This window comes from Pseudomonas mucoides (assembly GCF_015461845.1).
Taxonomy (GTDB): domain Bacteria; phylum Pseudomonadota; class Gammaproteobacteria; order Pseudomonadales; family Pseudomonadaceae; genus Aquipseudomonas; species Aquipseudomonas mucoides.
On the sequence record NZ_JACOPW010000001.1, the window covers coordinates 1,375,476 to 1,392,492 of the forward strand.

Annotated in this window: 17 protein-coding genes; 6 read left to right on the plus strand and 11 right to left on the minus strand. The window is 59.6% G+C overall.

The genetic code is table 11. The annotated features are described in order from the left end of the window. Positions 1-22 precede the first annotated feature (22 nt). Positions 23-964: a LysR family transcriptional regulator gene (locus tag H8F22_RS06475; RefSeq protein ID WP_027925853.1), complete on the plus strand. Its 942-nt coding sequence runs from the start codon at positions 23-25 to the stop codon at positions 962-964. Between the two features lie 39 nt (positions 965-1,003). On the opposite strand, the gene H8F22_RS06480 is transcribed toward H8F22_RS06475, so the two are convergent. The 4 genes from H8F22_RS06480 to cysK form a co-directional block, all read right to left on the minus strand. Continuing rightward, on the minus strand, positions 1,004-1,867 hold the full coding sequence (locus H8F22_RS06480; RefSeq protein WP_027925854.1) for a DMT family transporter: 864 nt from the start codon (positions 1,865-1,867) through the stop codon (positions 1,004-1,006). A gap of 96 nt (positions 1,868-1,963) precedes the next feature. Next, positions 1,964-2,128, minus strand: a complete 165-nt coding sequence (locus H8F22_RS06485; RefSeq protein ID WP_194939856.1) for a hypothetical protein — start codon at positions 2,126-2,128, stop codon at positions 1,964-1,966. 213 nt (positions 2,129-2,341) lie between these two features. Next, a complete protein-coding gene (locus tag H8F22_RS06490; RefSeq protein WP_027925855.1) occupies positions 2,342-3,280 on the minus strand; it encodes an aspartyl/asparaginyl beta-hydroxylase domain-containing protein in 939 nt (312 codons plus the stop codon). A gap of 220 nt (positions 3,281-3,500) precedes the next feature. Next, positions 3,501-4,475: a cysteine synthase A gene (gene cysK / locus H8F22_RS06495; RefSeq protein ID WP_059181432.1), complete on the minus strand. Its 975-nt coding sequence runs from the start codon at positions 4,473-4,475 to the stop codon at positions 3,501-3,503. Positions 4,476-4,572: 97 nt separating this feature from the next. Between cysK and H8F22_RS06500 the strand changes: the two genes are divergently transcribed. The 3 genes from H8F22_RS06500 (at position 4,573) to H8F22_RS06510 (ending at position 7,881) form a co-directional block, all read left to right on the plus strand. Further along, positions 4,573-5,679 carry a DUF748 domain-containing protein gene (locus H8F22_RS06500; protein WP_442966287.1) on the plus strand — a complete coding sequence of 369 codons (1,107 nt, stop codon included), beginning with the start codon at positions 4,573-4,575 and terminating at the stop codon, positions 5,677-5,679. A 165-nt stretch (positions 5,680-5,844) separates the two neighbouring features. After that, entirely contained in the window at positions 5,845-6,690 is an 846-nt protein-coding gene (locus H8F22_RS06505; protein WP_008035065.1) for an AAA family ATPase, read from the plus strand. A 12-nt stretch (positions 6,691-6,702) separates the two neighbouring features. Beyond that, a complete protein-coding gene (locus tag H8F22_RS06510) occupies positions 6,703-7,881 on the plus strand; it encodes a vWA domain-containing protein (protein ID WP_027925858.1) in 1,179 nt (392 codons plus the stop codon). Positions 7,882-8,000: 119 nt separating this feature from the next. Here H8F22_RS06510 and H8F22_RS06515 read toward each other — a convergent pair whose 3' ends face one another. The 4 genes from H8F22_RS06515 to H8F22_RS06530 are packed head-to-tail and all read right to left on the minus strand — an operon-like array spanning position 8,001 to position 11,708. Continuing rightward, the gene (locus H8F22_RS06515) at positions 8,001-8,927 is read right to left on the minus strand and encodes a 5-oxoprolinase subunit C family protein (RefSeq protein WP_027925859.1); all 927 of its coding nucleotides are present in this window, start codon (positions 8,925-8,927) and stop codon (positions 8,001-8,003) included. Beyond that, a complete protein-coding gene (locus H8F22_RS06520) occupies positions 8,924-9,628 on the minus strand; it encodes a 5-oxoprolinase subunit B family protein (RefSeq protein WP_027925860.1) in 705 nt (234 codons plus the stop codon). Before H8F22_RS06520 ends, H8F22_RS06515 begins: the two co-directional genes overlap by 4 nt. Then, a complete protein-coding gene (locus tag H8F22_RS06525) occupies positions 9,625-10,377 on the minus strand; it encodes a 5-oxoprolinase subunit PxpA (protein WP_027925861.1) in 753 nt (250 codons plus the stop codon). The genes H8F22_RS06520 and H8F22_RS06525 overlap by 4 nt, the downstream gene beginning before the upstream one ends. A 44-nt stretch (positions 10,378-10,421) precedes the next feature. Beyond that, the gene (locus H8F22_RS06530) at positions 10,422-11,708 is read right to left on the minus strand and encodes an MFS transporter (RefSeq protein ID WP_027925862.1); all 1,287 of its coding nucleotides are present in this window, start codon (positions 11,706-11,708) and stop codon (positions 10,422-10,424) included. Between the two features lie 148 nt (positions 11,709-11,856). Between H8F22_RS06530 and H8F22_RS06535 the strand changes: the two genes are divergently transcribed. Continuing rightward, a complete protein-coding gene (locus H8F22_RS06535; RefSeq protein ID WP_059181435.1) occupies positions 11,857-12,771 on the plus strand; it encodes a LysR family transcriptional regulator in 915 nt (304 codons plus the stop codon). Between the two features lie 59 nt (positions 12,772-12,830). Here the strand turns inward: H8F22_RS06535 and H8F22_RS06540 are convergent, their stop codons facing one another. The 3 genes from H8F22_RS06540 to H8F22_RS06550 are packed head-to-tail and all read right to left on the minus strand — an operon-like array spanning position 12,831 to position 14,693. Beyond that, positions 12,831-13,373 carry a DUF2937 family protein gene (locus H8F22_RS06540; protein ID WP_027925864.1) on the minus strand — a complete coding sequence of 181 codons (543 nt, stop codon included), beginning with the start codon at positions 13,371-13,373 and terminating at the stop codon, positions 12,831-12,833. Positions 13,374-13,385: 12 nt separating this feature from the next. After that, complete coding sequence (locus H8F22_RS06545) at positions 13,386-14,162, minus strand: class II glutamine amidotransferase (RefSeq protein WP_027925865.1); 777 nt, start codon at positions 14,160-14,162, stop codon at positions 13,386-13,388. 33 nt (positions 14,163-14,195) lie between these two features. After that, on the minus strand, positions 14,196-14,693 hold the full coding sequence (locus tag H8F22_RS06550; protein ID WP_027925866.1) for a hypothetical protein: 498 nt from the start codon (positions 14,691-14,693) through the stop codon (positions 14,196-14,198). 247 nt (positions 14,694-14,940) lie between these two features. Between H8F22_RS06550 and H8F22_RS06555 the strand changes: the two genes are divergently transcribed. After that, on the plus strand, positions 14,941-16,995 hold the full coding sequence (locus tag H8F22_RS06555) for a S9 family peptidase (RefSeq protein ID WP_194939857.1): 2,055 nt from the start codon (positions 14,941-14,943) through the stop codon (positions 16,993-16,995). Positions 16,996-17,017: the final 22 nt, after the last annotated feature.

A 17,017-nucleotide genomic window follows, 5' to 3' on the forward strand; every position in this document is an offset into this window, starting at 1 on the left:
ACTTCCTTGCGAGCCACGGCCCATGACCCGAATTCCTCCTGCCAATGTGATCCACAGTCGACTGCGTCTGCGCCAACTGCGGTTGATGCTGGCGTTGCAGGAATTCGGCTCGCTGCGCCGCGCCGCCGACCACATCGGCATGACCCAACCGGCCGCGACCAAAATGCTCCACGAAGCCGAGGACTTGCTCGGCGTCGAACTCTTCGAACGCCTGCCCCGGGGCATGCGCGCTACCCCGTTCGGCGAAACCGTCATTTACTATGCGCGCATGGTGTTCGCCGAACTCAGCGGCATGCGTGAAGAATTGGTGGCGCTGGAGTCCGGCAACCTTGGCCGTGTCGCGGTCGGTGCGATTCCGGCACTGGCCTCGGGACTGTTGACCCGCACCATCGCGACCTTGAAACAGAGCCATCCGCGGTTGTCCATGAGCATCCAGGTCGACACCAGCGACGTGCTGGTGCAAGCGCTATTGCAGGATCAACTGGATATTGTATTGGGGCGGATTCCGGCCGGTGCGCGGGCCGAGGAGTTGCTGTTTGACAGCCTCGGTGAAGAAGCCTTGTGCGTGATCGCCGGGGCGAAAAACCCGCTGGCGCAGGAGAAACAGCTGAGCTGGGCGGAACTGCAGCACATGACCTGGGTGCTGCAACAGCATCCGAGCCCGATGCGCGCCATCATCAATCAGGTGTTCCACAACGCACGGGTCGACATCCCCAGCAGCATTGTCGAAACCACCTCGATCATGACTTTGCTTTCGCTGGTGCAGCAGACCGACATGCTCGGCGTCACGCCGGTGTCGGTGGTAGAAGACTATCCCGGTCGGGATTTGCTGGCCATTTTGCCGATCAAGTTCGAAGCACGGCTGCCGCCCTATGGGCTGATCACCCGGCGTCATCGCATTCAATCGTCGGCGATGCAGGCGTTCATGAATTCGGTGCGGGCCGAGCACGCGTTGGCCAAATAAAAAGGCCCGGAGCATTAAATGCTCCGGGCCTTTTTCGGTTTACGCGTTTTTACGGAACACGAAGACCAGACCGACGATGATCAGCAGCATGCCCAGCAGACTCAGCGCCGCCAGCCTGTTGCCGAAAATCAGGTAGTCCATCACTGCCGTCACCGCCGGCACCAGGTAAAACAGACTGGTGACATTCACCAGATTGCCCCGGGCGATCAAGCGGTACAGCAGCAACGTCGCCAGCACCGACACCACCAGTCCCATCCACAACACCGGCACGATAAAGCCCGTGCTGTGTTCAAAATGAAACGGCTGGAACGGCACGAAGATCCCGCACAGCAACAGCCCGGCGAGGTATTGCACCGGCAGTGTGCCGAGGGGATTGTCGGTGATGCGTTTCTGCATGATCGAGCCGAACGTCATGCTCGCCAGCGCCAGCAATCCGAAGAGCATCCCGGCCATCGACATGCCGGCCAGGCCGATGCCCTGATACACCACCATGATCAATCCCGCCAGACCCAGCCCCAGACCGAACATCCGGCTGAGGGAGCGCTGACGTTCCATCAGCACCACGGTCAGAATCGGTTGCACGCCCATGATCGTCGCCATCACGCCCGGGGTGACTTTCAGGTCCAGGGCCAGCAGATAGAAAATCTGATAAGCCCCCAGCAACACCACGCCCGTGGCCATCGCATACAACATCGGCTTGCCGCCCTTGGGCAACTTCAGCTTGAGCAAAGGCACCAGCAGCACCAGACCGCACAAGGCGATGGCGAAGCGCACCAGCAGAAAAGCAAAGGGTGACGCATGCGCCAGGCCCCATTTGGAGAAGATCGCCCCGCTGCTCCACAGCAGGACGAACAGGCTCGTGGACGCCGCCGCGAGCGCGGATTGTTTCGAAAGGACAAACATGAAGACCACCTGTAGTCAGGCAAAAGCCAACTCAGCCGAAGCTGAAATTCAGTAGTTTTTTCTGGCGGGCAAAGGGCAGCAGCAAAGAGAAGCTGATCAGCCCGAAATGCCAACGCCCGGCGGTGATACGACGGCGTACACCGGCGTGCTACGGACAGGTGGGGGGTAATGACTGATCTGCGCAGGCTGCTGATTCCCGCACGGCAAGACGCCAGCGTTGACCGCTGAATCGACTACCGCGTTGATGTGGAATGCAGGCATTGGGCTGATCTTTTTTGATGAAGTGGACGGTGGGTTGAAATCACCGTGCGCCGACTATAACCAGCGATAGACATCGATTGCAATCACTTGGAAAAAGGGCCGGTAACGACAGCCAAAGAAAGGAGGCCTACTCTGAGAGCCTGCTCGCCGGGCGCCCTTGAAAACGGCGAAAAAAACCGCTCCAAGGAGCGGCTTTTCAGTTCTTGTCAGGCCTCAGCCAAACAGCCAATACCCCAATAACGTCAGCACCAGCACCGCCAACACCGGCCGCAGTACGCGGTAGGCCTTGGGATGACGACGTTTCCACTGTTTAACCACTCCACTGACCTTATCGCTGGAGTTCTTGCTCCAGGCATACGCCCGGTTGATCCCGCCCACGCGTTCATCATCAAGGTTTTGAGGGGCTGTGGCGCGGCCGAGCCAACCGCTGACCCAGCGATTGATGCCAGTCATGAGGCGATTACTCAGCGGACGCTCAATGTCGCAGAACAGAATCACCCGGGTTGTCCCGGTTTCGTTCTTGACCCAGTGCACATAGGTCTCATCGAACATCACGTCTTCGCCATCGCGCCAGGCGTAGACCTGGCCGTCAACGAAGATGCGGCAATCATCGGAGTTGGGGGTCGACAGCCCCAGGTGATAGCGCAAGGAACCGGCAAACGGATCACGGTGCGGATTGAGGTGGCTGTCACCTGGCAGTAACGCAAACATGGCACCCTTTACGTTGGGAATGCTGTTGACCAGTTCCACGGTCTTTGGGCACAGGGCTTCTGCCGAGGGCAGAGCCTTGTCGTACCACTTGAGGTAAAAACGCTTCCAGCCTTTCTTGAAGAACGAACCGAAACCGGCGTCGTTGTTCTTTTCAGCCGCACGAATATAACCCTCATCGAACAGGTGCATGGCTTCGTCGCGGATAACTTCCCAGTTGTCCTTGAGCACGTCCAGTTCCGGAAACTTGCTGCGATCCAGATACGGTTTGGACGGCACACCAGAGAACAGGTACATCAAGGCGTTGTAGGGCGCAAACAGTGCCGAGTGATTGACGAATTGCCGTAACACCGGCAATCGCGCCTTGCCGCGCAAATGGACATAGAGGGTGCTGCCCAGAAACAGCAACAACACCGACGCTTTCGCGGCAAAGGAAAAACTCATCAACGACTCCTTGAGATTTAGGCTCACGCACAACGCCATTCACCCGACGTGGCAGTCGGCCATGATAAACATTACCGACCTCGGGAAAAACCCGCCTGATACAACATTCAGTATTAAGGAATGCGCAACAAAGCACTTCTTAACATAGGGTTCCTGAACGGGGGCTGACCTGAATTCAGCCCCGTCGCCTCATCAACGAACACTCAGTCCACTGACGCGCTTATTGCTGATTCTCCTGTTCGGTAAACAGATCGCTGAACAGCATGCTCGACAGGTAGCGCTCGCCGGAGTCCGGCAGAATCACCACGATGGTCTTGCCCTGCATTTCCGGGGTTTCCGCCAGGCGTACCGCGACGGCCATGGCTGCACCACACGAAATACCGCACAAAATCCCTTCTTCCTGCATCAAGCGCAGGGCCATGGCCTTGGACTCGTCGTCTGTGACCAACTCGACCCGATCAACCATCGCCAAATCCAGGTTCTTCGGTACAAAACCGGCGCCGATGCCCTGGATCTTGTGCGGGCTCGGCTTGATTTCTTCACCGGCGAGGGCCTGGGTGATCACCGGAGAACCCGCAGGCTCAACGGCCACCGAGATAATCGGTTTGCCCTGTGTATTCTTGATATACCGCGAAACACCAGTAATGGTTCCACCTGTTCCGACACCCGCCACCAACACATCGACGGCGCCATCGGTATCGTTCCAAATTTCCGGACCCGTGGTTTTTTCGTGGATGGCCGGGTTGGCCGGATTATCGAACTGCGCCGGCATGAAGTACTTGGCCGGGTCGCTGGCAACAATTTCACCGGCTTTTTCAATTGCGCCTTTCATGCCCTTGGCCGGCTCGGTCAACACCAGTTCGGCGCCCAGCGCCTTGAGCACTTTGCGGCGTTCGATACTCATGGACGCCGGCATGGTCAGCATCAGCTTGTAACCACGGGCAGCGGCGACAAACGCCAGGCCGATCCCGGTATTGCCCGAGGTCGGTTCGACAATGGTCATGCCAGGCTTGAGTTTGCCGGTGCTTTCGGCGTCCCAGATCATGTTCGCGCCGATCCGGCACTTGACCGAATAACCGGGGTTACGCCCTTCGATCTTGGCCAGGATGGTCACGCCGCGCGGGGCGATGCGGTTGATCTGCACCAGTGGTGTATTACCGATGGAGTGGGCGTTGTCAGCGAAAATACGGCTCATGGCTGGGTCCTTGTACAGCATTGAATAAGCCCACAAAGGTATGCCTGTTGCCGGTGGTCGTCCAGTTCGACCGAACGTCCTGAAGCAGGCGCAGTCAATGGCTTTACATCGCCAGAGAATTGCCATCATGAAGCGTCGATACAGCTGGCCCCTGTGGACCCTCGCCGGCCTCGTTGTGCTGCTGATAGCCCTGCACATCGCCCTGCCCTACATGGTGCGCGATTACCTGAACGACAAACTGGCGAATATGGGTGATTACCGGGGCCAGGTCACCGATGTGGACCTGGCCCTGTGGCGCGGCGCCTATAAAATCAACGGGCTGAAAATCGTCAAGGTCGACGGCAAGGTGCCGGTGCCGTTCGTCAATGCGCCGCTGATCGACCTTTCCGTCAGCTGGCATTCGCTGTGGTACGACCATGCGGTGGTGGCCCGGGTGCAATTCTTCAATCCCGAGGTGAACTTCGTCGACGGCGGCGCCAATAAGCAAAACTCGCAAACCGGTCAGGGCACTGACTGGCGTTCGCAACTGAGTAAGTTGGCCCCGTTTACCCTGGACGAAGTGCGGATCTATGACGGCAAACTCAGTTTTCGCAACTTCAATTCCAAACCTCCGGTGAACATGAACGCCACGCAGGTCAATGCCAGCATTTATAACCTGACCAATGTGGTCGACAAACAAGGCAAGCGTGACGCTCGCTTCGAAGGCAAGGCCCTGCTGCTTGGGCATGCGCCACTGGAAACCACTGCAACCTTCGACCCTTTAAGCAACTTTGAAGACTTTGAATTCCGCCTGCGTGCCAAGGACATCGAACTCAAACGCATGAACGACTTCGCCTCGGCCTACGGCAAATTCGACTTCAATGCCGGTCATGGCGATGTGGTCATCGAAGCACAAGCGAAAAAAGCCCAATTGACGGGCTACATCAAACCGTTGCTGAAGGACGTCGACGTGTTCAATTGGCAGCAAGACGTGGAAAACAAGGACAAGGGGATTTTCCGCTCCATCTGGGAAGCCATCGTCGGCGGCTCTGAAACCGTGCTGAAAAACCAGGGTAAAAACCAGTTCGCAACCCGCGTGGAACTGAGCGGCAACGTGCATCGCCAGGACATCAGCGCGTTTCAGGCGTTTTTGCAGATTTTGCGCAATGGTTTCATCCAGGCGTTCAACGCCCGGTATGAACGGCCCAAGCCTGAGGCGGGTTAAGTCTGCAAGCCGCCAAGACTGAGTCAAGATGTGACGCCCCATTCAGAGACTGAATAAGTCGTCTGCGTTCACAGTCGACCGGGCAGCGCGGTATAGTCGGGCATCACCATTATTGCGTCCCGCCCTGCCCCGTTCAGGTCGGCGTCACCGTTCGAGGATTAGCAGATGAAGTTCGAAGGCACCCAGGCCTACGTCGCCACCGATGACCTGAAGCTGGCGGTCAACGCCGCCATTACCCTGGAGCGTCCGCTGCTGGTCAAGGGCGAGCCGGGCACGGGTAAAACCATGCTGGCCGAGCAACTGGCAGAGTCCTTCGGCGCCAAGCTGATCACCTGGCACATCAAGTCCACCACCAAGGCGCATCAGGGCCTGTACGAGTACGACGCGGTCAGCCGCCTGCGTGACTCGCAACTGGGCACGGAAAAGGTCCACGACGTTCGCAACTACCTGAAAAAGGGCAAGCTCTGGGAAGCGTTCGAATCCGAAGAACGGGTGATTCTGCTGATCGACGAAATCGACAAGGCCGACATCGAGTTCCCGAACGACTTGCTGCAAGAACTCGACAAGATGGAGTTCTACGTTTACGAGATCGACGAGACCATCAAGGCCAAGAAGCGCCCGATCATCATCATTACCTCCAACAACGAGAAAGAGCTGCCGGACGCGTTCCTGCGTCGCTGCTTCTTCCACTACATCGCCTTCCCGGACCGCGTCACGCTGCAAAAGATCGTCGACGTGCACTACCCGGACATCAAGAAAGACCTGGTCAGCGAAGCGCTGGACGTGTTCTTTGACGTGCGCAAAGTACCAGGCCTGAAGAAAAAGCCATCGACCTCCGAACTGGTGGACTGGCTCAAGCTGCTGATGGCCGACAACATCGGCGAAGCGGTACTGCGCGAGCGCGATCCGACCAAGGCCATCCCGCCGCTGGCCGGTGCGCTGGTGAAGAACGAACAGGACGTGCAATTGCTTGAGCGCCTGGCGTTCATGAGCCGTCGCGGCACCCGCTAAGAGGCTGATGCCATGCTGCTCAACCTGTTCAATGAAATGCGCGCCGCCAAGGTGCCGGTCTCGGTGCGTGAGCTGCTGGACCTGATCAATGCGCTGAAACAACGCGTGACCTTCGCCGACATGGACGAGTTCTATTACTTGTCCCGGGCGATTCTGGTGAAGGACGAAAAGCATTTCGACAAGTTCGACCGAGCGTTCGGGGCTTACTTCAATGGCCTGGAAAAACTCGACGATCACCTTCAGGCACTGATTCCCGAAGACTGGTTGCGCAAGGAATTCGAACGGTCCCTGACCGACGAAGAACGCGCGGCGATCCAGTCGCTCGGCGGCCTGGACAAACTGATCGAAGAGTTCAAGAAACGCCTCGAAGAACAGAAAGAACGCCATGCCGGTGGCAACAAGTGGATCGGCACCGGTGGCACCAGTCCGTTTGGCTCTGGCGGCTTCAACCCGGAAGGCATTCGGGTCGGCGATGCCGGCAAGCGTCAGGGCAAGGCGGTCAAGGTCTGGGATCAGCGCGAGTACAAGAACCTCGACGACTCGGTGGAACTGGGCACGCGCAACATCAAAGTGGCCCTGCGCCGCTTGCGCAAGTTTGCCCGCCAGGGTGCCGCGGAAGAGCTGGACATCGACGGCACCATCGACCACACCGCCAAAGATGCCGGGCTGCTGAATATTCAAATGCGGCCGGAGCGGCGCAATACCGTGAAGTTGTTGCTGCTGTTCGACATCGGCGGTTCGATGGACGCGCATGTGAAGATTTGCGAGGAGTTGTTCTCGGCCTGCAAGACCGAGTTCAAGCACCTGGAGTACTTCTACTTCCACAACTTCATTTATGAATCGGTGTGGAAGAACAACATGCGTCGCACCTCCGAACGCACTTCGACCCAGGACTTGCTGCACAAGTACGGCGCCGACTACAAAGTGATCTTCATCGGTGACGCCGCCATGGCCCCGTATGAGATCACTCAGGCCGGCGGCAGCGTCGAGCACTGGAACGAAGAAGCCGGTTATGTGTGGATGCAGCGGTTCAAGGAGAAGTACAAAAAACTCATCTGGATTAACCCGTATCCGAAAGATACGTGGGGCTATACCTCGTCGACCAATATTGTGCGGGACTTGATCGATGACCAGATGTATCCGCTGACCCTTCGGGGGTTGGAGGAAGGGATGCGGTTTCTTTCCAAGTAATCTTCGCTGCCCTTCAGGCCGCCATCGCGGGCAAGCCCGACGCCCACAAAGACTGAGGTCGTTCACACAGTATGTGAACCCCCAAAATCCTGTGGGAGCCGGGCTTGCCCGCGATGCTTTTAGCTATTCAGGAAACGATGCAGGTATTGGATCTGCTCCCGATGCGCCACCTCCTGCATCACCGGCCGCAACCGCACCTTCGCCCCCGGCAAGCACTGCGCCAGCCGCGCCAACGCCAGCGGCGTCAACGCCCCCAGTCGCGGATAGCCGCCAATGGTCTGCCGATCATTGAGCAACACAATCGGCTGCCCGTCCGGTGGCACCTGCACTGCGCCGAGCGGGATGCCTTCGGAAATCATCGGTTTTCCCTGGTATTGCAACGCCGTGCCCAGCAGGCGAATACCCATCCGGTCGGCGCGACTGTCGAGGGTCCACACACTGTTGAACGCGTCGAACGCACTCTGCCCACTGAATTCGCCGATCTGTGCGCCCAGCACCAGATCCAGCGGCGAATCATCGGAGAAGTCCGGTCGGTGTTCCGCCGGTAACGCCCGCAACAGGAGCAACGCACTCCCGGCATAGCTCAATTGCGCACCTTTGGCCAACGCCCGGCCCCGCCCATCCAGACCGCCCAGTTCCTCACGGACCACGGTCGAACGGCTGCCCAGGACACTTGGCGCCTCAAATCCGCCCGGTGCCGCGAGATAAGCCCGAGCCCCGAGCAGCGGCTGAGTGAATTGCAATCGCTGACCTTTATGCAGCCGGAAACTACGCCATGGCGCCAGCGCCTGGCCCTCGATTTGAGCTCCCAGATCCGCCCCAGCAAGCGCCAGCACGCAATCTTCTTCAGCCACCGCGGTGAACCCGCCGAGGGTAATTTCGATCACCGGCGCCTTCAGGTCATTGCCCAACAGCCAGTTGGCCCAGGACATTGAACGCCAATCCAGCCCGCCCCCCTGGGTCACGCCCAGATGCCGCACGCCAAAACGACCGGCATCCTGCAACAGGCACAGCGGTGTACTTGCCTCTATTGATAAGCGGCTCATGCCTGCGCCTCCAATGGCGTGTCGTCACCGCCCAGACGGATGAATTCAGCATGGCTGACGGCTTCAAAGCGCACCGTGTCGCCGGGTTGCATCAGGCTGTAACCGTCGCGTTCACGGTCGAACAGTTTGCTCGGGGTGCGACCGATCAGGTTCCAGCCGCCAGGGGATACCACCGGATAGGCCGCGGTCTGGCGCTCCGCAATGCCGACGCTGCCGGCCGCGACTTTTTTGCGTGGGGTATTCAAGCGTGGCGCGGCGAGCACTTCCTCGACCAGTCCCATGAACGCGAAACCCGGTGCAAAACCCAAGGCAAACACCTGATACTCGCGACCGCTGTGACGACGGATCACCTCCTCCACCGCCAACCCGCTACGCTGCGACAACAGGCTCAGCTCCGGGCCGACACTCAGGTCATACCAGACCGGCAGCACGTGGCATTGACCGCCAGTGCGGGTATTGGGCGACAGATCAATCAACGCTTGAGCGATCAATTCCCGAGCCTGAGCCGGGTTCAGCGCGATCAAATCGTAATGCACCATCAACGTCGTATAGGACGGCACCAGATCGATGAGATGTTCGCCGAACGCGGCCCGCAGATTTTCGCTGGCGGCCAGCATCCACGGCATGTTGGCCTCGCTGATCTCATCGAACAGACGCACCATGAGGCAATCCAGCGCCACCACCTCTACCCGCAGTTTCATGGCGCGCTCTGCTGATCAAGGGCTTCGCGAATCCGTCGCACGGCGGCGACCGAACTGGCGTTGTCGCCGTGCACGCACAGGGTGTTGGCCTGCAAATGCAATGCGCTGCCGTCGCTGGCAGTGAGGTGGTCGCCACGGGCGATGGTCAGTGCCTGCCCGATGATTTTTTCGGGATCATGATGCACTGCGCCCGGCAGTTGTCGCGAAACCAGCATGCCCGCACTGTCGTAGGCGCGGTCGGCGAAGGCTTCGAACCACAAGGTCACGCCATATTCATCGCCCAGTTGCTGCGCGGCGCTGTTGTCACGGGTGGCCATCAACATCAGTGGCAGGCTGCGGTCGTACGTCGCCACGGCCTGCAGCACCGCACGCAATTGCGCCGGATTGGCCATCATGTCGTTGTACATCGCACCGTGGGGTTTGACGTAGCTGACACGCCCGCCCTGGGCCCGACAAATGCCGTCGAGAGCGCCAATCTGGTAGTGCAGGATGTCCTGGAGTTCCTGGGCGGTGTATGCCATGGAGCGCCGGCCGAAACCGACCAGATCCTGATAGGCCGGGTGCGCGCCGATCTGCACGCCGTTGCTCAGCGCGAGGCTGACGGTCTTGCGCATGATGCTTGGATCGCCCGCGTGAAAACCGCAGGCGATGTTGGCGCAATCAATGAAGGGCATGACCTCGGCGTCCAGACCCATGGTCCAGTTGCCGAAACTCTCGCCGATGTCGCAGTTCAATAGCAGGCGGTTCACGGTGAACACTCCTGTAGGCATTATTCTTGTCAGATGTAGGCAGATTACTGCGCATCCAGTTGTTTGCCACGGGTTTCCGGCAGACTCAGCGCGGCGAGGATCACTACGCCGTAAGACACCGCCGCAAACGCCCCGATACCGACGCTCAATGGCACCTTCTGGCTGAGCAAGCCGATCAGCAGCGGAAACAGTGCCGCCAGCGCCCGACCAATGTTGTAGCAAAACCCCTGGCCCGAGCCGCGAATCCGCGTCGGAAACAGCTCAGTCAAAAACGCGCCCATGCCACTGAAGATCCCCGAAGCGAAGAAGCCCAGCGGGAAACCCAGCCAGAGCATCACGCCGTTACTGACCGGCAGTTGGGTGTAAAGCAGCACGATGGTGAACGAGCCAACAGCGAACAGGATGAAGTTCTTTTTGCGGCCGAGGATGTCAGTCAAATACGCGCTGATGACGTAACCGACGTAGGAACCGACGATCACCATCGCCAGATAACCGCCCGTACCGAGTACGCTCAAGCCCCGTTCGTTCTTCAAAAACGTCGGCAACCATGACGTGATCGCGTAGTAACCGCCCAATGCACCGGTGGTCAGCACCGACGCGCGAATCGTGGTGAAGAGGATGCCAGGAGCAAAAATCTCGTAGAACTTCGCCGGGTTGCTCGGTTCCTGTCTGGCCTTGGCCTCGCGGTAGATTTCCGGGTCCTTGACCAGGCGACGAACGAAGATCACAAAAATCGCCGGCACGATGCCGAGAATGAACAGCGCACGCCAGGCGTCTTCCGGTGGCAACACCGAGAACAGCAGCGCATACAGAATCGCCGTCAGCCCCCACCCCAGCGCCCAGCCCGATTGCACCATGCCCACCGCTTTGCCACGGTCCTTGGCGCGAATCACTTCACCCATCAGCACCGCTCCGGCGGTCCATTCGCCGCCGAAACCGAAGCCCATCAGGGTGCGGCTGATCAGCAGTTGTTCGTAGTTTTGCGCGAAGCCGCAGAGGAAGGTGAAGAAGGCGAACCACAGCACCGTCAGTTGCAAGGTGCGCACGCGACCGATGCGGTCCGAAAGTATCCCCGCTACCCAGCCACCAATGGCCGAGGCGATCAGGGTGCTGGTGTGAATCAGCCCGGCTTCGCCGGTGGTGATGCCCCACATGGCAATCAGGGTCGGCACCACGAAACTGAGCATCTGGGTGTCCATGCCGTCCAGGCCATAGCCGATCTTGCAGCTCCAGAAGGTGCGGCGTTCCTGCTGATTGATGTTGCGGTACCAGTCGAAAGGTCCCGGGCGGGCCGTTGTTTTGGGGATGTCGAGCGTGTCGGGCGCACTCATGGCAAATCTCCGCGCTAGTTTTTATTGGTATTGTTCTGAGCCCCGACGACGCCTATCGTGGGAACCGGATGCGCCGATTTTTGGGTCCGTGGCCCTGCTGCGTCCAACTAATAAAAACCGGGCTTAGGCATAAGAAAAAGTTGATCCCATGAATCTGAAGTTTCTCGAGACCTTTGTCTGGGTCGCTCGACTCAAGAGTTTTCGCCTGACCGCCGACAAGCTCTTCACCACCCAGGCCTCGATATCCAGCCGCATCGCCGTGCTCGAAAGCGAGCTGGGGGTGAAACTGTTTTTGCGCGATTCACGCGGCGTCAGCCTGACGCCCGAAGGCCTGAAAGTGCTCGACTATGCCGAGCAGATGATGGACACCATGCAGGCACTCAAACAGTCGATCGAGACCCGTTCGAGCAAGGTTGGAAGGGTGCGGATCGGCGTCATGGACACGGTGATCCACACCTGGCTGAGCCCGCTGGTGGCGCAGATGACGGACCTCTATCCGTTGGTGGAAATCGAACTGGTGGCCGATACGTCGCTCAACCTCTGCGATCAGCTGCAAAAAGGGTTTCTCGACCTGATCCTGCAAACCGACCTGATGCGCCAGGAAAGCGTGCGCAGCCTGGAGCTGGCCAGCCATCCCATGGGCTGGATTGCGGCGAGCAATTCTCTCTACAACCGCGAGTACTCCGGCATTGCCGATCTGGCGCGCGAGCGGATCATTACCTACTCGAAAAACTCCCATCCGCATCAAGAGGTGCTCGCCCTGATGCAGGCCAATGGCGTGATGACGCCACGCCTGAACTGCGTGAACTCGGTGTCGGCGATCACCCGGTTGTTGCGCGATGGTTTCGGCATTGGCGCGCTACCGCCGGTGTTGGTGGCCGAGGAGCTGGCGCGCGGGGAACTGACCCTGCTGCCCATCGGTCAACGACCACCGGATTTGCAGGTGGTGGTGTCGTGGCGCACGGGTGTTGAATGGGTCGAGGAGATTGTGGCGTTGTGTCAGCAGGTGCTGGAACGGTATGCGCAGGAGATGGGTGAGGATTACATCGTTCTTGCTGACTGAACCCTTGTAGCAGCTGCCGAGGCACGAGGCAGCTGTTACACAGATCTGCGCTTTGGTTATTAGAGGCCGCGCACATCCCGGTCTTCGATCGGCCGGCTCTGGCGCAGGCGTTTGCCGCCCAGCACCACCCAGTCGATCAAGCGGAACAGGCATTCGATCCCGAACGACAGCAGCAATGCGCCGCTCATGCCCCAGATCATCGCTTCCGGGGTCAGCAGGATCTGGTAGCTGTAACCATTCCAGGTTTCCTTGCGGATATCCGGGTCAGCAGCCAGTACCACTTGCAGGAAGCGGATGTACCACGGGCCTTGCATCGCCTGGAATTGCTTGTCCAACGCCAGTTGGCGGGTCAGCAAGTTGCTCAGACTGTCGGCATCGCTGCGAAAGATCGGGTCTTCGCTGGCGCGGTAATGGGCGACCAGCGCCTGCATGTCGCCCTTGAAGAACTCGTTGGCCGTGCCCTGGAAACCGCTCAAACCGGTCTGCGCCTCAATCAGGTGCGCCTCGACCCGCTTGGCGTAATCATTGATAAAACCCGGCACCTGGACACCAATCAACAGGCCCGCCGCAAACAACACCAGCCGTAGGTAACTGAGCAACATCGGGGGAGATCCTTATTCGGTCTTGCCCTGGCTGACGCATTCGCCGCGTCGCCAGAGGCTCCATTGGCCCGGTTCGTAACGGGTCCAGGTTTCGTTTTCGGTCAGGGGTTCAGTCGCGATCACCGTCACCACGTCGTTGGGCGTGGTTTCGGCCTGGAAGTCGACGATCACATCGACATCCTTCAATCGTGCCGGGCCGAATGGCGCCCGACGGGTGATTTGGGCCAATTTGGTCGAGCAATAACAGAACAGCCAGTCACCGTCGCTGAGCAGGCAGTTGAACACGCCTTTGCTACGGTATTCGGCGCAGGCCGCCACCAGGTCTGGCAGCAGCCGTTCAATCTCGACCGGCTCCGGGAACGCGGCGCGCACGCGGTTGAGCAGATCGCAGAACGCCGCCTCGCTGTCGGTGTCGCCGACGGGACGGTAGAAACTGGCGGTCGGTTGAAAGTCCGCGAGCTGGCCATTGTGGGCGAAACACCAGTTGCGCCCCCACAGCTCGCGCACGAACGGGTGGGTATTGGACAGGCAGACCTTGCCGACATTGGCCTGGCGGATGTGCCCGATCACCACTTCACTTTTGATCGGATAGCGCTGCACCAGGTTCGCGACTTCCGACTCGCAACTGGCGGCCGGGTCCTGAAACAGACGCAGGCCACGGCCCTCGTAGAAAGCGATCCCCCAGCCATCACGGTGCGGACCGGTACGGCCGCCGCGCTGCATCAGCCCGGTGAAACTGAACACGATATCGGTCGGCACATTGGCGCTCATGCCCAATAACTCACACATGCTCGGATTCTCGATGAAAAGGCAGGGGCAAGGTTATAAACGCGGCTCGACGCGCAATCGCTGCGGATTGCTCGGCACCGGTGGGCGACCATAACGATCATCGCCGGCACCGCCGAAGGGATGATCATCGTCCGGGTCTTCGGCTTTGGCCGCGGCCTTGGCGGCGGCGGCCTGTTCCTTGCGAGCGTTGGAAGCGCGCTCGATGGGGAAGCGGATCGCCACCATGACCAGGTAAAGGCCGAAGGCGATCATGCCGTACATCAACAGATCGGAAATCGCTCGCCAGGCGTTGTTGCCAACCTTGAACAACAGGTCGAGCGCCGTGATGGCGATAGCCGGCGCGACTTTATCTTTCACTGGATCGATGATGGTCGGGCTGAATAGCAAGACAGCCACCAGCAGCCGCAGCGGCTCGCGCAGCCAGCGCCACATCCAGCGGGTCAAGCGCATCCACACCAACAGGCAGCCAAAAGCGGCAAAGGCGTAGCAGCCCCAAGCGATCAGATAGTCGTTCTCGGTCATGGTGTCCATGGCAAGGCAGGCAAAGAGGCGCTTATAGTAACGACTTTTCGCAGATCAGGCTTGCCCCAATACCAGCCGGTCAAGACACCCAACCTGTGGGAGCGAGCTTGCTCGCGATAGCGGTGTGTCGTTCAACACTGATGTTGAATGTAATGGCCTCATCGCGAGCAAGCTCGCTTCCACAGGTTTTGCACTGAGTCCAGAGCTGACTGTGGTCTGCAACGCCCCTATTTCTTACATTGCACGAGAGCCATCCATGCCCTTATCCGCCAACGTTTCCGCTGCTCCGATTGCCCGCAAGGCCGAGGGCGATGACCCGTATGCCTGGCTGCAGGAGCGCGACACCGATGCGGTGCTCGACTACCTCAAGGCTGAAAACAGCTATCAAGAGGCGTTGACCGCCGATCAGGCCGGCCTGCGCGAAACCCTGTTCGAAGAGATCAAGGGCCGGATTCTCGAAACCGACCTGTCGCTGCCCTCCCCTTGGGGCCCGTACCTGTATTACACGCGGACCACCGCCGGTGACGAATATGCCCGGCACTACCGCTGTCCACGCCCGGCTGATGACAGCCTGCAACTCGACGAAAGCCAGGAACAGTTGCTGCTGGACCCGAACGAACTGGCCAACGGCGGCTTCTTTTCCCTGGGCGCGTTCAGCATCAGCCCGGACCACCAACGCCTGGCCTACAGCATCGACTCCACGGGCGATGAGATTTACACGCTGTTCGTGAAGGAACTGTCCGACGGTCGAGTCAGCGAGCTGGAGTTCCAGGATTGTGACGGCAGCATGACCTGGGCCAATGACAGCCTGACCCTGTTTTTCGGCGAACTGGACGACACCCATCGCCCGCACAAACTGTTCCGCTATCGACTGGACGGTACAGCCGCCGAAGAAGTGTTCCATGAAACGGACGGACGCTTCTTCCTGCATTGCTACCGCTCCAGCTCCGAACTGCAACTGCTGCTGTCCCTGGGCAGCAAGACCACCAGTGAGGTCTGGGCGCTAGACGCCGCCCTGCCGCATCAGGCCTTCACCTGCCTGGCGCCACGGGTCGAGGACCATGAATACGACGTCGACCACGGCGCCCTCGACGGCCAATGGGCCTGGTTCATTCGCACCAACCGCGACGGCATCAACTTTGCCCTGTACAGCGCGGTCGATACCGGCGTGGCGCCGACCGAAGCCGACTGGCAGAACCTGATCCCCCACAGCGACAGCGTGATGATCGAAGGCATGAGCCTGAACACCGGCGCCATGACCCTGAGCCTGCGTGAAGGTGGCTTGCCGATCATTGAAGTCCACCCACAAGGCCTGACGCCTTATCGCGTGCAATTGCCGGACGCGGCCTACAGCCTGCATGTCCAGAACAGTCTGGAGTTCGTCAGCGACAGGATCCGTCTGCGCTACGAAGCCCTGAACCGTCCGGCGCAAATCCGTCAGCTGGAACTGAACAACGGTGAGCAGAAAGTGCTCAAGGAAACCCCGGTGCTCGGCCCGTTCGACGCCGATGCCTACGTCAGCCAGCGCCTGTGGGCCACCGCGCCGGACGGGACACAAGTGCCGATCAGCCTGGTGGTCAAACGCGAGCACCAGGGCCAACCCGTGCCGCTGTATCTCTACGGCTACGGCGCCTACGGCGAAAGCCTCGACCCGTGGTTCTCCCACGCCCGCCTGAGCCTGCTGGATCGCGGCATGGCCTTCGCCATCGCGCATGTGCGCGGCGGTGGTGAATTGGGCGAGGCGTGGTATCGCGCCGGCAAGCAGGAGCACAAGCACAACACCTTCAGCGACTTCATTGCCTGTGCTGAGCATTTGATCGCCAACGGCTTCACCACCGCGCCGCAACTGGCGATCAGCGGCGGCAGTGCCGGTGGCTTGCTGATTGGCGCTGTGCTCAATCAGCGCCCGGAATTGTTCGGCGCGGCGATTGCCGAAGTGCCGTTCGTCGACGTGCTCAACACCATGCTCGACCCAGACCTGCCGCTGACCGTCACGGAATACGACGAATGGGGCAATCCGCAAGAGCCGGACGTTTATGATCGGATCAAGACCTACGCCCCCTACGAAAACGTCACCGCGCAAGCCTATCCGGCGACCCTGGTGATCGCCGGCTACAACGACAGCCGTGTGCAGTACTGGGAAGCGGCCAAGTGGGTAGCGAAATTGCGCGCGACCAAAACCGACAGCAATACCCTTCTGCTCAAGACCGAACTGGGTGCCGGGCATGGCGGGATGAGCGGTCGATATCAGGGATTGCGTGACGTAGCGCTCGAATACGCATTTTTGTTCAAGGTTTTGGGCATGGCCTGAGGAACTTGGCCCGGTGTGCCGG